Origin of the sequence: Luteibacter sp. 1214, from assembly GCF_031455395.1 — a bacterium.
In the GTDB taxonomy this organism is placed as follows: domain Bacteria; phylum Pseudomonadota; class Gammaproteobacteria; order Xanthomonadales; family Rhodanobacteraceae; genus Luteibacter; species Luteibacter mycovicinus.
This window is the reverse complement of record NZ_JAVDSQ010000004.1, coordinates 116,261-133,694: the sequence shown is the minus strand read 5'-3', so window position 1 is coordinate 133,694 and position 17,434 is coordinate 116,261. Positions and strand designations below refer to the sequence as shown.

18 protein-coding genes are annotated in these 17,434 nt (G+C 64.7%); 5 read left to right on the top strand and 13 right to left on the bottom strand.

What is annotated here, in order from left to right; genetic code table 11:
• Positions 1-17 precede the first annotated feature (17 nt).
• The 4 genes from J2X57_RS11475 to J2X57_RS11460 all read right to left on the bottom strand — a co-directional run bounded on the left by J2X57_RS11475 (position 18) and on the right by J2X57_RS11460 (position 3,891).
• Positions 18-1,295, bottom strand: coding sequence for a nucleotide sugar dehydrogenase (locus J2X57_RS11475; protein WP_309867128.1), 1,278 nt, complete (start codon positions 1,293-1,295; stop codon positions 18-20).
• 77 nt (positions 1,296-1,372) lie between these two features.
• Entirely contained in the window at positions 1,373-1,867 is a 495-nt protein-coding gene (locus J2X57_RS11470; protein ID WP_043695515.1) for a RidA family protein, read from the bottom strand.
• Between the two features lie 3 nt (positions 1,868-1,870).
• Positions 1,871-2,293 (bottom strand): cytochrome c, encoded by a 423-nt coding sequence (locus J2X57_RS11465; RefSeq protein WP_043695517.1) that lies wholly within the window; start codon positions 2,291-2,293, stop codon positions 1,871-1,873.
• Positions 2,290-3,891, bottom strand: a complete 1,602-nt coding sequence (locus tag J2X57_RS11460; RefSeq protein WP_197056489.1) for a flavin monoamine oxidase family protein — start codon at positions 3,889-3,891, stop codon at positions 2,290-2,292. Before J2X57_RS11460 ends, J2X57_RS11465 begins: the two co-directional genes overlap by 4 nt.
• A gap of 154 nt (positions 3,892-4,045) precedes the next feature.
• Between J2X57_RS11460 and J2X57_RS11455 the strand changes: the two genes are divergently transcribed.
• Positions 4,046-5,059 (top strand): phosphotransferase, encoded by a 1,014-nt coding sequence (locus J2X57_RS11455; RefSeq protein WP_043695522.1) that lies wholly within the window; start codon positions 4,046-4,048, stop codon positions 5,057-5,059.
• Positions 5,056-5,727, top strand: coding sequence for an N-acetylmuramate alpha-1-phosphate uridylyltransferase MurU (gene murU / locus J2X57_RS11450; RefSeq protein ID WP_309867120.1), 672 nt, complete (start codon positions 5,056-5,058; stop codon positions 5,725-5,727). Before J2X57_RS11455 ends, murU begins: the two co-directional genes overlap by 4 nt.
• A gap of 60 nt (positions 5,728-5,787) precedes the next feature.
• Here the strand turns inward: murU and J2X57_RS11445 are convergent, their stop codons facing one another.
• The 5 genes from J2X57_RS11445 to J2X57_RS11425 all read right to left on the bottom strand — a co-directional run bounded on the left by J2X57_RS11445 (position 5,788) and on the right by J2X57_RS11425 (position 9,803).
• Positions 5,788-6,015, bottom strand: coding sequence for a hypothetical protein (locus tag J2X57_RS11445; RefSeq protein ID WP_036110866.1), 228 nt, complete (start codon positions 6,013-6,015; stop codon positions 5,788-5,790).
• Positions 6,016-6,104: 89 nt separating this feature from the next.
• The gene (gene motB / locus J2X57_RS11440; protein ID WP_308847718.1) at positions 6,105-7,151 is read right to left on the bottom strand and encodes a flagellar motor protein MotB; all 1,047 of its coding nucleotides are present in this window, start codon (positions 7,149-7,151) and stop codon (positions 6,105-6,107) included.
• Between the two features lie 6 nt (positions 7,152-7,157).
• A complete protein-coding gene (gene motA, locus J2X57_RS11435; protein WP_036110862.1) occupies positions 7,158-8,012 on the bottom strand; it encodes a flagellar motor stator protein MotA in 855 nt (284 codons plus the stop codon).
• Between the two features lie 79 nt (positions 8,013-8,091).
• The gene (locus J2X57_RS11430) at positions 8,092-9,405 is read right to left on the bottom strand and encodes an ATP-binding protein (RefSeq protein ID WP_308847717.1); all 1,314 of its coding nucleotides are present in this window, start codon (positions 9,403-9,405) and stop codon (positions 8,092-8,094) included.
• Between the two features lie 119 nt (positions 9,406-9,524).
• Entirely contained in the window at positions 9,525-9,803 is a 279-nt protein-coding gene (locus tag J2X57_RS11425; protein ID WP_036110859.1) for a hypothetical protein, read from the bottom strand.
• 201 nt (positions 9,804-10,004) lie between these two features.
• Here J2X57_RS11425 and J2X57_RS11420 point away from each other — a divergent pair, with 201 nt between their 5' ends.
• Positions 10,005-10,244: a hypothetical protein gene (locus tag J2X57_RS11420; protein ID WP_036110855.1), complete on the top strand. Its 240-nt coding sequence runs from the start codon at positions 10,005-10,007 to the stop codon at positions 10,242-10,244.
• Between the two features lie 991 nt (positions 10,245-11,235).
• On the opposite strand, the gene secF is transcribed toward J2X57_RS11420, so the two are convergent.
• The 4 genes from secF to tgt all read right to left on the bottom strand — a co-directional run bounded on the left by secF (position 11,236) and on the right by tgt (position 15,765).
• Positions 11,236-12,198: a protein translocase subunit SecF gene (gene secF, locus J2X57_RS11415; RefSeq protein WP_036110852.1), complete on the bottom strand. Its 963-nt coding sequence runs from the start codon at positions 12,196-12,198 to the stop codon at positions 11,236-11,238.
• Between the two features lie 12 nt (positions 12,199-12,210).
• Positions 12,211-14,091: a protein translocase subunit SecD gene (gene secD, locus J2X57_RS11410; protein ID WP_309867110.1), complete on the bottom strand. Its 1,881-nt coding sequence runs from the start codon at positions 14,089-14,091 to the stop codon at positions 12,211-12,213.
• A 59-nt stretch (positions 14,092-14,150) separates the two neighbouring features.
• Entirely contained in the window at positions 14,151-14,492 is a 342-nt protein-coding gene (yajC, locus tag J2X57_RS11405) for a preprotein translocase subunit YajC (protein WP_036110847.1), read from the bottom strand.
• A gap of 142 nt (positions 14,493-14,634) precedes the next feature.
• Positions 14,635-15,765, bottom strand: coding sequence for a tRNA guanosine(34) transglycosylase Tgt (gene tgt, locus J2X57_RS11400; RefSeq protein ID WP_036110844.1), 1,131 nt, complete (start codon positions 15,763-15,765; stop codon positions 14,635-14,637).
• Positions 15,766-15,984: 219 nt separating this feature from the next.
• On the opposite strand from tgt, the gene J2X57_RS11395 reads away from it, so the two are divergent.
• Together J2X57_RS11395 and J2X57_RS11390 are read left to right on the top strand one after the other, a co-directional pair.
• A complete protein-coding gene (locus tag J2X57_RS11395; RefSeq protein ID WP_309867106.1) occupies positions 15,985-17,157 on the top strand; it encodes a flagellar hook-length control protein FliK in 1,173 nt (390 codons plus the stop codon).
• On the top strand, positions 17,154-17,417 hold the full coding sequence (locus J2X57_RS11390; protein WP_036110839.1) for a hypothetical protein: 264 nt from the start codon (positions 17,154-17,156) through the stop codon (positions 17,415-17,417). Before J2X57_RS11395 ends, J2X57_RS11390 begins: the two co-directional genes overlap by 4 nt.
• Positions 17,418-17,434: the final 17 nt, after the last annotated feature.

Sequence of the window (17,434 nt, the reverse complement as noted above, 5' to 3'; positions counted from 1 at the left end):
CAAGTTCTTTCGCTCACTTACAGGCGCCCGTCGACGCTGTTCTGAGGCAGCACGGACTTCACGTCGTACACCACCGCACCCGCCTTACCGAACGCGCGAATCTTCTGCGGACCGAACGCACGGAACTCGTCATGCGCCACGGCGACGATGACCGCATCGTAGACGCCCTCTTCGATTGCCTCGATCGTACGCACGCCGTATTCGCGGGCGCACTCTTCGTTATCGACCCAAGGGTCGTAGACATCGACCCGTGCCATCGACTGCTCCAGATCGCGAACGATGTCGATCACCCGCGTATTGCGCAGGTCCGGGCAGTTTTCCTTGAAGGCAAATCCCAGCACCAGCACGCGTGCATCGACAATGTGCAGGCGCCGCTCGCTCATCAGGCGGATGACGCGGTCGGCCACGTATGTGCCCATGCGGCTGTTGATCCGCCGCGCGGCGAGGATCAGTTCCGGGTGATATCCCGTGACCTCCGCTTTGTGCGTGAGGTAGTACGGGTCGACGCCGATGCAATGCCCGCCGACCAGACCCGGACGGAACGGCAGGAAGTTCCACTTCGTCCCCGCCGCCTCAAGCACTTCGCCCGTATCGATGCCCAGACGATTGAAGATCAGGGCGAGTTCGTTGACCAGCGCGATGTTGACGTCGCGCTGCACGTTCTCGATCACCTTGGCCGCTTCCGCGATGCGTACCGACGAGGTCTTGTGCGTGCCGGCGGTGATGATCGTGCGGTACAGCGCATCCACGCGGTCGGCGGCTTCCGGCGTCGAGCCCGAGGTGAGCTTGCGGATATCCACCACACGACGGGCGTGGTCGCCGGGATTGATGCGCTCGGGGCTGTAGCCGCAATGGAAGTCCACGTTGAAGGTAAGCCCGGAACCCTCCTCCAGAATCGGCACGCAGATTTCTTCGGTCGTACCCGGATAGACGGTGGATTCGAAGATGACCAGGTCGCCTCGCGTGAGCAGTCCACCGAGCATGCGGCAGGCTTTCTCCAGCGGCTCGAGGTCCGGCCGCTGCGCCTCGTCGATCGGCGTGGGCACGGTGACGATATAGACGTTGCGGTCGGCCAGATCGGTCACGTCACCGGTATAGCGGAGCCGCGCGGCGGCGCTCAGGGCTTCGCCGGTGACTTCCAGGGTGTGGTCGTGGCCAGCGCGCAGCTCGGCGAGGCGTGCCGGTGCGATGTCGAAACCGAGGGTATCGAAGTGCCGACCGAATTCGACGGCAAGCGGCAGTCCAACGTAACCGAGACCGATGATGCCGATCCGCGGATCAGGAGTAAGAGCCATGAGGCGCCCGGGCTTCCAAAAGAAACGAAGCGTACACGGCGGAGCGGCGGCTTAGTACCACCGCCCCGTCAGGTGCGTCACGGACGAACGGCGGTGACCTCGATTTCGACAAGGAAACTGGGGTTGGCGAGGGCCGCCACCTGCACCGCCGAACGCGACGGCAGGTTGGGCTGGGCCGCCGTGCCGAAGAACTGCGTGTAGCCCGCCATGAAACCGGTGAAGTCCATCTTGCCGCCCTTGGCCGGGTCACCGACCAGGAACGCCTGCATCTTGACCACGTCGCCCATGGTCAGGCCCATGCCCTTGAGCTGCTTCTCGATCGAGGTCAGCACGCCCACCGTCTGCGTCTTGGTGTCGCCATAGGCCTGCGGGCTGTCCTTAGGCGCGCTCGCGTCGGCGACCGGCGCCACCGCGCCGCTGAGGAAGACCAGCGTCTTGCCCGCCGGGATCTCCACGGCGGCCGAAATCGGAAAGGTGCTGTTGGGGATCTTGTGCCGGACCACGTCGGCGGCGAAAGCGGGCGTCGTGGCAAGAAGGGCCAGGATCGGCAGGAAACGGCTTGTCTTGGTCATGCGTCAGTCTTCCTCGGAGTTGTCGGCGGGTGGACGGAATGGCTTCACGTCTTCCGGCTTAAGGGTATCGGCGTAGTGATTGCCGAAGTGCGTGCGCACGTAGTTGACCACGTCGGCGACCTGGGCGTCCGACAGCTGCTTCCCGAACGCGGGCATGCCACCTCGCCCGTTCACGACCATAACGGTGGGATACGCGGCGGCGGCGAGTTTCGGATTGTCAGCCAGCGCCGGGTAGTGCCCGGCACCGACCGCGCCCTTGCCGTCGGGCATGTGGCAGCCCTGGCAGATGTGCGTGAAGATCTGCTGGCCGGTGACGTGCGAGATGTCTTTCGCATCGAGAAAATCGGCATCGGTGGTCTGCGCTGCCTGCGCGATACCGGCGGACAACAAGGCCGCGACGGCGGTGGTCAGAGCGAAGCCTCTCATGCGCGACCTCCCGCCATCGCCTTGCGATGCAGCTGATCGATGGCCGAGAGCGACGACAGGATCGCGCCCTCCTGCCATGCAGGAAGATAGGACGCGTGCTCACCGGCAAGCACGATGCGACCGTCGAGCGAACAGAGATCGGCGAAGTGCTTTTCGCGCGTCGCGTCGGTCCAGCCGCCGAAGCAGCCGAGCGTGAACGGCACCCGGTGCCAGGCGACCGACATGCCGTTCTCGAATGACGTCTTGTACTGCGGATGGATCTGCGAGCCGTACTCGACGGCCTTGCGGATACGCGCGGCGGGATCGAGCGCGGTGAATTCGAAGGCCTCCATCGCGAACGTATACGAGCCGAGCAGCACGCCCTTCTTCGTGCCGATGCCATGGCTCGGATAGGAAATCATGCCGATCGGCGTGTCGGTGACACTGATGCCGCCATAGATCGCCTCGTCCTCTTCCCAGAATCGACGATCGAACTGCAGACCGATCTTCGACGACGACCAGTACGGCACGGCCGAGATGGCGGCGGCCTTGGCCGGCGATACCTGCACGGGAATCTGACTGAGGATCGACAAAGGAATCGTGCACACGCACCAGTCCGCTTTCGCCTGACGGGGCTGACCGGGCTTTCGCGCATCCTCGTAGGTCACGGTGACGCCGTGCTCGTCCTGAGCGATGGCGGTGACCCTGGCGTTGTACTCGATGTGCTCGCCGACGCGCTGCGTAAAGGCCTTGCCGATCGCATCCATGCCGCCGACCGGCTGCATCATCGTCGTCTGGTATTCGTACTGCGCATTCATCCCCAGACCGGCCCAGAGCTTTGCCTGAAGCACTTCGGAGAGGCCATTGGGTGTCGAAAACTCAGGCTTGCCGTCGACACCACCACCGGCGTGCTTCGCATAACCGCGATGCTCGCTGCTCGCGCGGCCCGCGACGTAGCGAAAGTCCTTGTCGAGGCCGCCGAACTCACGCATGGCCTCGAGCAGGATCTCGCGATCCTCCTTCGTTACCATGTCGTCCAGGCGCCCTTTCCCGGTCGCCTTGGCAAGCAGCTCGGCGATGCCGCCGTGCAGGTCGGCCTGGACTTCGCGCAGCCGTTGCGGCTTGCCGCCGTAGGCTTTCGTACTGTGCAGATAAGCGTTGTGATTCACCTGCACGAATGGTTCGAGCGCAACGCCGAACTGTCGGCAGTAGTCGAGCACGCCATGGTGATGGTAGGGAATGCGCCAGGGACCGGGATTGAAGTACTGGTCCTTGTCGAACCCGCAGGTCTGCGTATGGCCACCCAGTTCGGTGTAGACATCACCGCCGCGGATCGTCCAGTTACGACCACCCGCACGTCCGTTGTACTCGAGCACCTGAACCTTGTAGCCCGCCTTGCCCAGCTCGTATGCCGCCACCAGGCCCGCGAGTCCGGCACCGAGAATCAGCACCGTCCCCTTACCCGAACCCTGCAGTGGCGAGGGTCGCCGATACGGCGATTCCTTCGCAAAACCCAACTGAGTCATGGACTGGTACATCAGTGCGCCGCCCCCGGCCACACCGATCATTCGCAAGAGATCTCGCCGCGTCATGGACGTCGGCCGACAGTCACCTTCCATCAAGTTTCACCCCCGAGCAGGAACCCCGTTCACGCAGAATAACCACATGTTGCGACGCACAACAACTGGTCAAACGTCACGCACCAATGCGGTGCAATGACACGTGTGCACAAAGGCTCTAAGCTGCCCGCATAGTCCACTGCAAAGATCATCCATGACCGTCTCCGATGACCGTTCCGCAGCCCGCCTTACCTGGGCGCGCCACGTTACCGGCCAAGCCACGCTCGTGCTCGAACCCGCTTCCGCCGATGCCAGCTTTCGCAGTTACTGGCGCGGTTATGTCGACGGACAACCGGTGATCGTGATGGACTCCCCACCGGAAAAAGAGAACCCCGCACCATGGGTGGAGATCGGTAAACGTCTTGCCGACGCGGGCCTGCACGTGCCCACGGTGATGGTCGCGGACCTCGCGCAAGGCTTCCTGCTCATCGAAGATCTCGGCACGCGTACGTATCTGCCCGAACTCGGCGACGCGACGGTCGACGCGCTCTACGGGGATGCGCTGGACGCACTGCTTCGCATGCAGTCGCATGTCGATACATCGGGACTGCCGTCGTTCGATCACGCGTGGCAGACGATGGAAATGGAAATCATGCCGACGTGGCTGCTCGAACGGCACCTGGGCGTCACGCTGGCCTGTGAGGAATGGGACGTCGTCGAGGGAGCCTTCACCGCGATCCTGCGCACGCTGGCCGAACAGCCCCGCGCATTCATGCATCGGGACTATCACAGCCGCAACCTGCTGGTCACCACGGAACGCTCGCCCGGCATTATCGATTTTCAGGGCGCCATGTCCGGGCCGATCACCTACGACCTGGCATCGCTGCTGCGCGATGCCTACATCGTCTGGGACAACGAACGCGTGGAGGGCTGGGTCGAGGCGTACCGCCTTCGTCTGCTCGATGCTCGCCTGCTCGATGAGACCGTCGATACCGATCGTTTCCGCCGCTGGTTCGATCTCGCCGGACTGCAGCGCCACATCAAGATCCTCGGCCTGTTCTGCCGCCTCTGCTACCGCGATGGCAAACCGGGCTATCTCGACGACCTGCCCCGCGTCCTGCGCTACGTGCTGGACACCGCACGCCGACATGCGGATGTCGCTCCCCTCGCCGACCTGATCGAAGCAAAGATCGGCGGACGTGACCTGCGTCAGGCGAATCCCGCGTGAGGCATGCACTCATCCTCGCCGCCGGCCTCGGCGAGCGCATGCGGCCACTGACCGATCACACGCCGAAGCCCCTGCTCGACGTACATGGCAAGCCGCTGATCGTGCACCATATCGAGAAGCTGGCGGCGGCGGATGTCCGCTACATCGTGATCAACACCTCCCATCTGGCGGATCGATTTCCCGAGGCACTCGGCGACGGTTCGCGGTGGGGCGTGCGGCTTCGCTATTCGTATGAAGGCCCGACGCCGCTGGAGACGGGCGGCGGCATGCTCAAAGCGCTGCCCTTACTCGGCACCGCGCCCTTTATCGTCGTCAGTGCGGATATCTGGAGCGATATCGACTACGCGGCATTGCCCGCCGAACCGGAAGGCGTCGCGCATCTGGTGATGGTGCCCAACCCGGACTTCCATCCGACGGGCGATTTCGCCCTCGGGGATGGACGTCTATATGGCGATGACGCGCCCGCGTCGGCGCAGCGCCTGACTTTCGGAAACGTAGGTGTCTACCGGCGGGAGATCGTCGAAGACGAGACACCGGGCAGGTTCAAACTGCTTCCGATGTATCGGCGCGCGATCGCACAGGGACGCCTTTCTGGCGAAAAATTCGAGGGATTCTGGCGAAATGTCGGTACACCGGCGCAACTCGACGAACTGCGCACACTACGTTGACCGAACGACGATGCCGGCGAACGAAGAGGGCTACCGCCACCCTCTTCGTCGCGGACGAGGTTATTGAACGGTGACGGTGTTCAGTTCACGCAATCGCTCGTGACCCATCGCGAACGCCTGATTGAAGGCGCTGGTGATATCGACGAAGTCATGCGTGCCGGTATTGGCTTCTATTTCTTCACCGACGTGATCGAGAATCCGGTAGCTCGCGCGATAGACCTGCTCACCGCCGATACCATTGTGCTTTACCGCTTTCGCAACCACTCGGAACTTGCTCTGGTTTTCCACTGCAACTCCTCCCCCCTGTCACGTCTCCGATACTGACCGGGGAAGATGACTGTTGCAAGTGACTTCGGTTTCGTCCCGAAGGCACCCGGTCAACCGCCTGGCGCAGCCGGCGCCGCCGCGGGCGCAGGCGCAGGCGCGACGTTGCCCGCGACCGCTGCCTGCGGTGCCGGCGGCGCCGCGGCGGCGGCACCGCCGGCGGTGTGCTCTTCCTCGGCCGAGTGCAGCGTCGCCGCCTGCGGCAGCGTGGCTGGCGGCACCGATGCGATCTCAGGCGACAGCGCGGCCTTGGCCGCGTCGTGCGTCATGACCACGATGCTGATGCGTCGGTTGATCGGCGAGGACGGATCGTTCTTGTCGAACGGCACGGATGCCGCGAGGCCGACGACACGCGCCACCTTGTCCGCCTGCATACCGCCATCCGTGAGCGTGCGACGCGCGGCATTGGCACGGTCGGCCGAAAGCTCCCAGTTACCGTAAGCCTGACTCGCGCGCACGTAAGGCGAATTATCCGTGTGGCCGGAGATGCTGATCTGATTCGGCACCTGGTTCACGAAGCCGGCCAGTTCGTGCAGGATCTGCACGGTGTACGGTTTCAGCGCACCGCTGCCCGTGTCGAACATCGGGCGATTCTGTTTGTCGACGATCTGAATGCGCAGGCCTTCCGACGTGATATCGAGCAACAGCTGGTCCTTGTACGGGGCCATCGCCTGACTCCTGGCGATCGCCTCGTTGAGGTCCTTCATCAGCTGTTCGAGGCGGCGCTTTTCCTGCGCTTTCGCCAGCTTCTCGGCGTCGGCGGCGGTGGCCGGCCTGGCGAACGCCTGCTGGTCACCCGGACCCTTGGGCAGGTCCATCGCGCCACCGAGCTTGATCATGCTGGTGCTGGCGCCGCCGGGCCCCATCTTGCCCGACGGCGCCATGGTGGACTGCCCCGCCGTCATGCTCGGATTCTTGAAGTATTCCGAGATGGCGGCACGCTGCTGTTTCGTCCCCGCACCGACGAGCCACATCACGAGGAAGAAGGCCATCATCGCGGTCACGAAGTCCGCGTACGCGACCTTCCACGCTCCACCGTGGTGGCCATGGCCGCCCGCCTTTTTCTTGCGGACAATGATGACCTGCTTCAACTCGCTCATCGGGACTTACCGTGCGGCCTTCAGGTGCGCTTCCAGATCCTGGAAGGTCGGACGGGTGCCGGACTGCAGCGACTTGCGGGCGAACTCCACCGAGACCATCGGGTTGTAACCGCGAAGGTTGGCGAGCAGCGCCACCTTGACGCACTCGAACGCCTTGCCATCGGTGTTGACGCGCGCTTCCATCGCCGCCGCCAGGGGGCCGATGAAGCCATAGCACAGCAGGATGCCGAGGAACGTGCCCACCAGTGCGCCGGCGATGTGCTCACCGATGACCGCCGCGTCGCCGTCGATCGACTTCATGGTGATGACGATGCCGAGCACCGCCGCCACGATACCGAAGCCAGGCAGCGCATCGGCCATTTTCTGCACGGCATGCGCCGGAGCGGCCGCTTCGTGATGATGCGTCTCCAGCTCGACGTCGAGCAGTTGCTCGAGTTCGTGCGGATCCATGCTGCCGCCGACGATGAGGCGCAGGCAGTCGGTGATGAAGTCGATGAGGTGATGTTCCGCGATGAGACGCGGATACGCCGAGAACAGCGAACTGTTCGCCGGATCCTCGATATGCGCTTCCATGCCGAGCTGCCCTTCCTTACGCATCTTGATGAAGATGTCGTAGAGCAGCGACAGCAGATCGACGTAGTCCTGACGGCGGTACTTCGGGCCCTTGAGCAGCGCGATGCCGTCACGGACCGAGCCCTTGACGATGTCCATCGAGTTGGCGCTGATGAAGGCGCCGATGGCGCCGCCGAAGATGATGAGCAGTTCGTACGGCTGCCAGAGCGCACCGATCGAGCCGTGTGAAAGAACGTAGCCGCCCAGTACGGAGACGAGGACGACGATGGACCCGATAATGACCAGCATGACTTGCTTCCTCCTAACCCTGTGCGTATCGGCCGGACCGGCCGATAGTTGAGGAATTCCGTCACAATTACCGCACGTTTTACCCGCCGGATTCGAGTGGTCCGGCGTAGTGCGGAAAGACCAGCCGAATGCGCGTACCGATGCCGGCGTCGCTCTCGATCTCCACCCCGCCGCCGGCCTGCGCCACCGTGCCGTATACCTGCGCCAGGCCCAGGCCTGAGCCACCGGGCTTCGTCGTAAAATACGGCTCGAACAGGCGATGCCGGACTTCCTCCGACATCCCTCCCCCTGTATCGGCCACGGTGATGAAGACCTGACGCAGGGTGTCGTTATCGCGCATCGCGCTGGCAAAAGCCGCGTCGCCCTGTCGCTCGCCCACTTCGATGACCACGGTGCCGAACCCTTCCATGGCGTCGCGGGCATTGAGGCAGACATTCATCAGGGCCTGTTCCAGCCCCTGGCGGTCGAGCAACGCGGGCAAGGGGGCCGGCTGGCGAAGCACCTCGATACCGACCCGGCCGCCAAGGGCGTGGCGGGCGAAGTCCGCGAAGCCCTCCACCAGCACACCGATGTCGACCGGTTCCGCCTGGTAGGGGTGATTGCGTGCGAAGGCGAGCAGACGGCGCGTGAGCGCCGTCGCATGGCGCGCACCCTCCATCGCATAAGTCAGCATGCGGCGGTGCCTGGGCAGCAGGTCAGCGGCATCGTCCTCCAGCCCCGAGAGGCTGACGATCACCGTCTGCAGCATGTTGTTGAAGTCGTGCGCGATGCCGCTGACCAGTTGGCCGACCGCCTGCTGTTTCTGCGCCTGACGAGCGCTCGCCTCGGCGAGGTCACGGGCATGGGTCGCCATAGCGAGTTGCTCGCTCACGCCGGCGAGCCGGTTTTCGGCGTCGCGGCGCGCCCCGTGCTCGGACTCGAATCGCTCCAGCAAGGTGCCATACCGGCTCGACGCGGTGGCCGAGCGGGCGACTGTCTCGTTGAGACGTTCCTGAAGCAGTTCGTTGATGGACTCGATCGCGGCCTGCAGTTCGACCCTCTCGGTCACGTCCCGACTGATCACAATCAGATGGTCGAGCCGATCGTCGGCCACGACCCCGGCGACCGTCACTTCCCACCAGCGCGACGCCCCGGTCGCCGAGGGACGCGGCGCGACGAAGTCGACGCGCTCGCCGGACAGGGCGCGTTCGAGTACCCGGGATACCATCGCGTGCGCTTCCGGCGGCCACAGATCGACCCAGCGCGTGCCGATCAGGCGCTCCGGCTCCTCGGATGTCAGCGCCAAGCTGCCCATGCCGGCGATAAAGCGGATCACGCCGTGCCGATCCAGTTCCTTCATGCAGTCGGCGGACGCCTCGACGAATTGCCTGTACAGCCCGTCTTCGCTTGTCATGGCCCGCTCGTTATCCCTTGATCACATTGCCCCGCCGCCCCTATGACGCACCGCGGCGCCGGGGCGTGTCAAGCGAATCGAGAGCAGGAGCGGTCACCGTGCACATGCGAGCCGGCGAATCAGTCGTCCGCGTCGTCCGTCCGGTCGTCATCGAAGCCGGTCTCGCCTTCGGCAAAAGCAGGCGCGCCGTCGTCGTCCACGCCCAGCACCAGGCCGAGGGCCTTCTCCGCCGCCTCAGCGGCACTGTCTTCGTCGCGGAAGCTGCGATTCTCGTAGACCGCGAAGTACGACGGGAAGCTGCCGTCCGCCGGATGGGAAGCGATCAGGGCCGTGTAGCGCGAGCCTTCACGGATCGCACTGCTCTTCAGGGTGAAGCCAGGGAATTCGCGCTGTGCCATGTACCGTGACCTCGATGGGGCGGAAAGTCTAACGTAGCCGGAGGGTTGCCGGTTCTCTTGCATCGAAACCCTCAGCAAATCCGACCGATTGTTCAGAAAAAGTCACTTGCCTTGCGGAATTTTGTAGGGTATTTCCTACATTAAGCGTCCTCACATAGACTTCACGAAGGGCGCGAAACAGGGGAACAGGGGCAGCACCGCATGAATCTCACCACCACCACGTCGCCGTCGCGGCGCCTTGCGTGGGCCGTCGCAGCCGTACTCGCCATTGCCGGCATCGCCGGCCTGGCACTCGCGCCCATGGTCGCCGCCGCGATCCCGCGCACGGCGATCCAGATGGTCTACGCGTGGCTCTGCGCCTCCCTCGTGGGCTCCGCTTACGTCGTCGTCACGCTTGCGAACGATGCCGAAGGCGCCACCGAGGACAGGGACGACTTCTGATCTCAGGGATGGGGTGAAAACTGAGGGCTCGCCGGTGGCGGGCCTTTTTTTTGTGGCCGTCTTTTTTTTGGGGGGGGGCTCGGCTTGCGCCCTCGCCTTTGTGTTGCCGCGGCGTGTGGTGTCGCGTCGAAGAGCCGGCGGGTGCCACCCTCGCGTCCACGCCTGCGGCGACCCCTCAGGGAAAGGCCGCTCCGCGGCCGTATTTCAATGGCCTTCGGCCGGGTCGGGCTCCAACTGGGGGTTTTCGAGTCGGCTGTCCCTGCCTCCCCGAAAACGGCCGGTCATCCTTGACCGGCCCCGCTCTCGCGGCCTCTTCCAGTCGGAGCCCTCGCCTGCGGCTACCGGACGCGAGGGTGGCACCCGCCGGCTCTTTGGGGGACTGAGGCATCGTGCGGCCGAACCGCGGCTCGCTTCGTGGCTGGGACCGCTCGCCTGCCTGTTTCGGATGGCCTCGTTCGCCTTAGTGAGGCTGAGGGTTCGCGAACAGGGTTCGCTCCTACCGCACGGCGACCGCAATGGGGGATACATGGCGGCCTGTAGGAGCGCGCCCTGCGCGCGAAAAGCCAACGAAGCGAAGAAGCCACACCCCGCTCGACCATCAACCCACCTCGGTACACCAAAGAGACGGCGGGGGTGACCCTCGGGGCCGGTAGCCGCAGGCGAGGGCTTCGACTGGACAAGGCCGCGCAGGCGGGGCCGGTCAGGGATGACCGGCCGTTTTCGGGGAGGCAGGGACAGCCGACTCGAAAACCCCCAGTCGGAGCCCGACCCGGCCGAAGGCCATTGATACACGGCCGCGGAGCGGCCCTTCCCTGAGGGGTCGCCGCAGGCGTGGCCTCGAGGGTCACACCCGCCGGCTCTCCAACGCGACACAACACGCTCGCGACGAATCCAAACGCGATGGCGCAAGCCGAGCCCTCACACCATTTGCAAAGGCAAAAAAAACCCGGCGACCGAAGCCCCCGGGTTTCCGAAGCGGAACGGAGCAGCCTTACGGGCGGCGCGCCAGTTCCGGGTCTTCCTTGCTGACGGGCATCAGGTCCTGCTTCGACACGCCGAGCCAGAGAAGGATCGGGCTGGCGACGAAGATCGAGGACAGCGTGCCGACCACGATACCGATCAGCATGGTGATCGCGAAGGCATGGACGACGGGACCGCCGATGAAGAACAGCGCGGCCATGGTGATGCCGGTGAACAGCGAGGTGATGATCGTTCGCGACAGCGTGCTGTTGATCGAACGGTTGAGCACTTCTTCCGGCGTGGCGTTACGGCTGGAGCGGAACAGCTCGCGGACACGGTCGAAGACGACGACCTTATCGTTGATCGAGTAACCGACCACCGCCAGCACTGAGGCGAGCACCGTCAGGTCGAACTCACGCTGGGTCAGCGCGAAGATACCCAGGGTCACGAGAACGTCGTGGACTTCGGTGGCGAGCGCGGCGATGGCGAAACGCTTCTCGAAGCGGATCCACAGGTAACCCATGATGCCGATGATGACGAAGGCGACGGCGACGATACCGTCGCTGCGGAGCTCCTCACCCACCTGCGGGCCGACGAAGGACTTGCTCTTCATCGTCACATCGGGGCGGGTGGTCTTCAGGGCGGCGATGATGTCTGAGGAGACCTTGGTTGCCGCCTCCTCACCGACCAGCGTGACCGAGCCCTTGTCGTCCTTGGGCAACATGCGCACGTTGAACTCGCGCGTGCCGCCGACCGACTGCACCAGCGGGTTTTCGATGCCGGCCTTTTCGAGCGTGGCGCGGACCTCGTTGACCTCGATCGGCTGCGCGTAGTCGACGATGACCGAGACGCCGCCCAGGAAGTCCTGGCCGTAGTTGAAACCCTTGGTCAGGATCAGGCCGATCGAGCCCAGCATAAGCAGCACGGCGAGGCCGATGCTGTACTTGCGCAGACCGAGGAAGTTGAAGTTCGAGTTGTGATTGAAGATTTCCATGGCGTCCTCCCGTCAGACCGACAGGGTCTTGAGCTTGCGGCCGCCGTGGATCAGCGCCGTGATGGCATGGGTCACCGTCACCGACGTGAACATCGAGGTCAGGATACCGATGAAGAGCGTGACACCGAAGCCCTTGATCGGACCCGAACCCATGGTCATCAGACCGAGCGCGGCGAGCAGGTGGGTCACGTTGGCGTCGAGAATCGTCGCCCACGCCTTGTCGTAACCGGTGCGGATAGCCGCGAGCGGCGACGAGCCGTTGCGGAGTTCCTCGCGGATACGTTCGCAGATCAGCACGTTGGCATCGATCGCCATACCCAGCGTCAGCACGATACCGGCGATGCCGGGCATCGTCAGCGTCACGTGGATCAGCGACATCACCGCGACGAGCAGGACGAGGTTGAAGAACAGGGCGATGTCCGCGACGATGCCGAACAGCTTGTAGTAGATGGCCGCCGCGATCAGCACCAGGCCGAGGCCGAGCATCACCGCCTTGAAACCGCGGTCGATGTTGTCCGCGCCGAGGCTGGGACCGATGACGCTTTCACCGACGATGTCGACCGGCGCCGCGAGCGAACCGCCGCGCAGCAACAGGGCGAGATCGGAGGCTTCGGCGTCGCTGGGCAGGCCGTTGGTCGAGAACTGCTTGCCGAACGGCGAGCTGATGTTCGCGTAGTTGATGACTTCCTCGGTCGTCTTCGGCGTCTTCACTTCCTTGCCGTCGACCATCTTGATGTCGTTGGTACGCGTGATGTACAGCACGGCCATCGGCTTGCCGACGTTACCGTTGGTGAAGTCCTGCATCTTGCGGGCGGCGGCGCTGTTCAGCGTGACGCTGACGTTCGGCGTGCCGTTCTGCTGGTCGCGACCCGAGACGGCCGAGGTCAGCTGATCGCCCGTGGCGATGACGGTCTTGCTGAGCAGGTACGGGCGACGATCGCGGCCGTAATACAGCTTGGCGTCGGGCGGAACGCTGCCACTGCGGGCGGCATCCATGGCCTGCTGCGGGGTGTACAGGCCGGCGCGGTATTCCAGGGTGGCGGTCGCGCCGATCAGACGCTTGGCCTCGGCCGTGTCCTGCACGCCGGCCAGCTCGACGATGATCTGGCTCTGGCCCTGCTGCTGGATCAGCGGCTCGGACACGCCCAGTTCGTTCACACGCTGGCGCAGCGTGGTGACGTTCTGGGTGATGGCGCTCTGAGCGAGCTCGCGCAGCTTGGCCGGCTTGACCACGGCATTGAGCGTGAAGCGGTTGCCCGTGGACGGACCATCGGAAACCGTCAGATCGGTGAACTCGGTAGCGATGAGCGACGCGGCGGCCTGGCGATCGGCGTCGCTGCGCAGGATGATGCCGATGCCCTGACCGCGCGGATTGCGCGCCACCGAGTCGTACGAGATCTTCCTGTCACGCAGCAGCGAGCGGACGTCGTCCGCGTAGCGGGTTTCCTGACCGTCGATCACGGCGTTCTGGTCGACTTCCATCAGGAAGTGCACACCGCCCTGCAGATCGAGACCCAGCGGCATCGAGAACGCGTTGATCGAGCGCAGCCACGACGGCACGGTCGAGGCGAGGTTGAGCGCGACCGTGTAATCGTCACCGAGCGCACCGCGAAGCGCGTCGGACGCCTTCGCCTGCGCGTCGGCACTGGCGAAGCGCGCCAGCAGACGGCTGCCTTTCTCGGACGACGTCACGTCGACGCTCGCTGCCGGAACGTGGGCCGTGGCAAGAATGCTCTCGACCTTGATCTTCAGCGTGGCGTCGACGGCGCTGCCGTGGTTACCCGAGATCTGCACGGCGGGCTGCGGCGTATAGACGTTCGGCAGCGCGTAGACGATGCCGAACAGCAATACGATCACAACCAGCGCGTATTTCCAGCGTGGAAAATCACTCATGCCTTACATTCCGTGGAGGCGGCCGGGTGCCGGCCGCAGCTGACGCGATGAGATGAAGCTCAGGACTTCTTGAGGCTGCCCTTCGGCAGCACCTGGGTGATCGAGCTCTTCTGGACCTGGACGACGGTGCCCGGAGCGATCTCGACACGGACGAAGGCCTCACCCACGTCTTCGATACGGCCGGCCATGCCGCCGCTCATCACGACCTCGTCGCCCTTACTCAGCGCAGAGAGCAGGTTGCGGTGCTCCTTCTGACGCTTCATCTGCGGGCGGATCATCATGAAATAGAAGATGCCGAACAGCACCGCCATCATGATCAGCGGCGAGAAGCTCAGAGCGCCCTGGGGTGCGGCAGCGGGGGCAGTGGCCTGGGCAATGGCGGCGAACGTCGGAAGGCTCATCGGATATCTCGCAAGTCATGGAACAGCCAAGGAAAAGCGGCTGCTCACGTAAAAAGATCGTGGATTATGCCACGCGCCCCGGTGCTTATGTACCGGACTCGTCAAGGCTTCTGGGGGCGCCGGACTGCGCCCTCAAGCCCGGTCAGCCGTCGACGACAGCCTTTTGGCGGGCCGCATAGAAGGCGGTGACGAAGTCGTCGAGGGTACCCGTCTCGATCGCGCCGCGCAGCCCGGCCATCAAGCGCTGGTAGTGACGCAGGTTGTGCATCGTCGCCAGCTGGCTGGCCAGGATCTCGTTGCAGCGATCGAGATGTCGCAGGTAGGCGCGCGAGAAGCCGTTGGCGCAGGCGTAGCAGTCGCAACCTTCTTCGATCACGCGGGTATCGGTAGCGAACTTCGCGTTCCGGATGCGCAACGTGCCTTCATACGTGAAGAGGAACCCGTTGCGCGCGTTGCGCGTAGGCATCACGCAATCGAACATGTCGATGCCGCGACGGACGGCCTCGACGATGTCTTCGGGGCGTCCCACCCCCATCAGATAACGGGGTCGATCCTTTGGCAGCATCGGCAGGGTCAGGTCGAGCGTGTGATTGCGCTCCGCCTCCGGCTCGCCGACGGCCAGACCACCCACGGCGTAACCGTCGAAGCCGATTTCCACCAGCCGCTCCGCCGAACGGTGGCGCAGCTTTTCGTACGTACTGCCCTGGACGATGCCGAACAGCGCGTTGGGGTTTTTCAGGTCGTCGAAAGCCTGGCGGGAACGCTCGGCCCAGCGCAGGCTGAGCTCCATCGAGTCAGAGGCGACCTTTTCGGTCGCCGGATACGGCGTGCATTCGTCGAAAATCATCGCGACGTCGGAGTCCAGCACCTTCTGGATCCGCATCGACTCCTCGGGCGAGAGGAACACCTTCGACCCATCCACCGGGGAGGCGAAGGTCACCCCCTCTTCGGTAATCTTGCGCTTGTGCGCCAGCGAGAAGACCTGAAAACCGCCGGAGTCCGTAAGGATCGGCTTGTTCCAGCCGATGAACTTATGCAGCCCGCCGAATTCGCCGACGATCTCGAGGCCAGGCCGCAGAAACAGGTGGAAGGTATTGCCGAGGATGATCTCCGCGCCGGTGTCGAGGACATCGCGCGGGGTCATGGCTTTCACGGAGCCGTAGGTGCCCACCGGCATGAAGGCCGGGGTTTCGACGGTGCCGCGGCCGAATCGGAGACGGCCACGCCGGGCCGCGCCATCGGTGGCGAGGAGTTCGAAGGGAAGCTGGGTCATCCGCGTAGTGTACCGGGAGTCGGCCCTTCGGACCTGCAGGTCGGGCGCTGCGCGGACGGGGAGCATTACCTTGCCGGGGCGGCGGCCCAATGCGCTCGCCGTTTACGCGTACAGGTGTCGGCAAGCGCCTACCTAAAGTTCCGCACGTTTCCGCCGATTCCTATGCCACAGGAGCGAGCCCAGACCGGGGTCCGCCCAGGCCCTCGGAGGACCTGCCCTTTGATCATCCAGCCGACCAGTATCGCCGCCCAGCTATGGGCCGGCGCGGCAGCGGGCACCACCGCGGCCGTTGACGCCTGGCGGGTGGGTACGCTGCTGACGGCACGCGTCATGGGGCAGAACGACATCGGCAAGCTGCTGCTGGACATCGGCGGTATCACGGTGGAGGCCGACACCACGGGCACCCAGCTTCCCCAGCAGTTTCAGGTGCGCGTCCTGACTCAGGGCGCACAGCCTCAGCTCGAAGTCCTCATCGCCCACCCCGAGGAAGGCGTCACGATGCAGGGACTGCGCGAACGGCTCCCGCTGCAGAATGGTTACGCGCCGCTGCTCGGCGCACTGGCCTCACTGGCGCGCAGCCCGGTGGCCCGCTCGCTGCCGGCACCCCTGCGAGCCGCACTCGCCACGCTCGAGGCTTCGATCAGCGGGCCCGATGACGTCAGCACGCCGATGGGCATGAAGGAAGCGATCGCCAAGAGCGGCAGCTTCCTCGAATCCCATCTTGCCGAGCCGACGAAAGAGACGCCGGCGGCCGACGATTTCAAGGCGGCATTGATGGCGCTCCGCCGTACGCTGGCCGATCTTCCGCCGACACGAAGCGCATCGGGCGTCAGCACCGGCCCCGGACTTCCGCGCCAGCTTGGTGACACACCCCCGCCGCTCGCCCAGCGCGCACTGATTGCCCAGCCTCGCGTAGCGGAATTCGCCATCACTGAAGACGACGTCGACGCGCTGGTCGGCCAGTTACGGACCGACACGCGTGCCGCACTGTCCCGTGTTGAGATCGGTCAGCTGGAATCCCAGCCGCAGGCCGGACTATGGATGATCGAAGTGCCGCTGGCGAACGCGCGCGGTTACGACGTGCTCCAGTTGCGGATCGAGGAAGGCAAGCCAGGCCCTGGCGAGCCGGATGGCCTGTGGACGGTCGGCTTCGCCATCGACCCGCCCTCGCTGGGCGCCGTACAGGGTGAGATCCAGCTGCGCATACCGCGCGTGTCGGTGCGGCTGTGGGTACAACAGGCCGACACCGTGTCGCGCCTGGAAACCGAATTCGTCTCGCTGCGGCGCGTGCTCGAGAAAAGCGGCCTGCAGCTCGATCATTTCTCCTGCATGCACGGCCTGCCCGTGCCGACCAGCGCGTATAGCGCGGTCCTCCTCGAAGCCCGCGCATGAATCCGTCCCTGCCCTCCCCGCGCCGCAGTGTCACGCTGCGGCTCGCGACGCCGACCAGCAATGGGAAAACCCAGCGTGTCGACGCCGACAGCGTGAAAAACATGCTGGAGCGCGCGCAGGCGCTGGGGCTTGCACCTCAACTGGATCCGCAGATCGCTACCTTGCTGGCGGCCGTGCGGTTGCGCGACGACGTGCCGCCGGAGCTGTATGCGGCACTGGCGGCGGTGGTGGGGACCTTGCTCGGGGCTGTTGAGGCCTGATGCGCCGCGGCTCACGT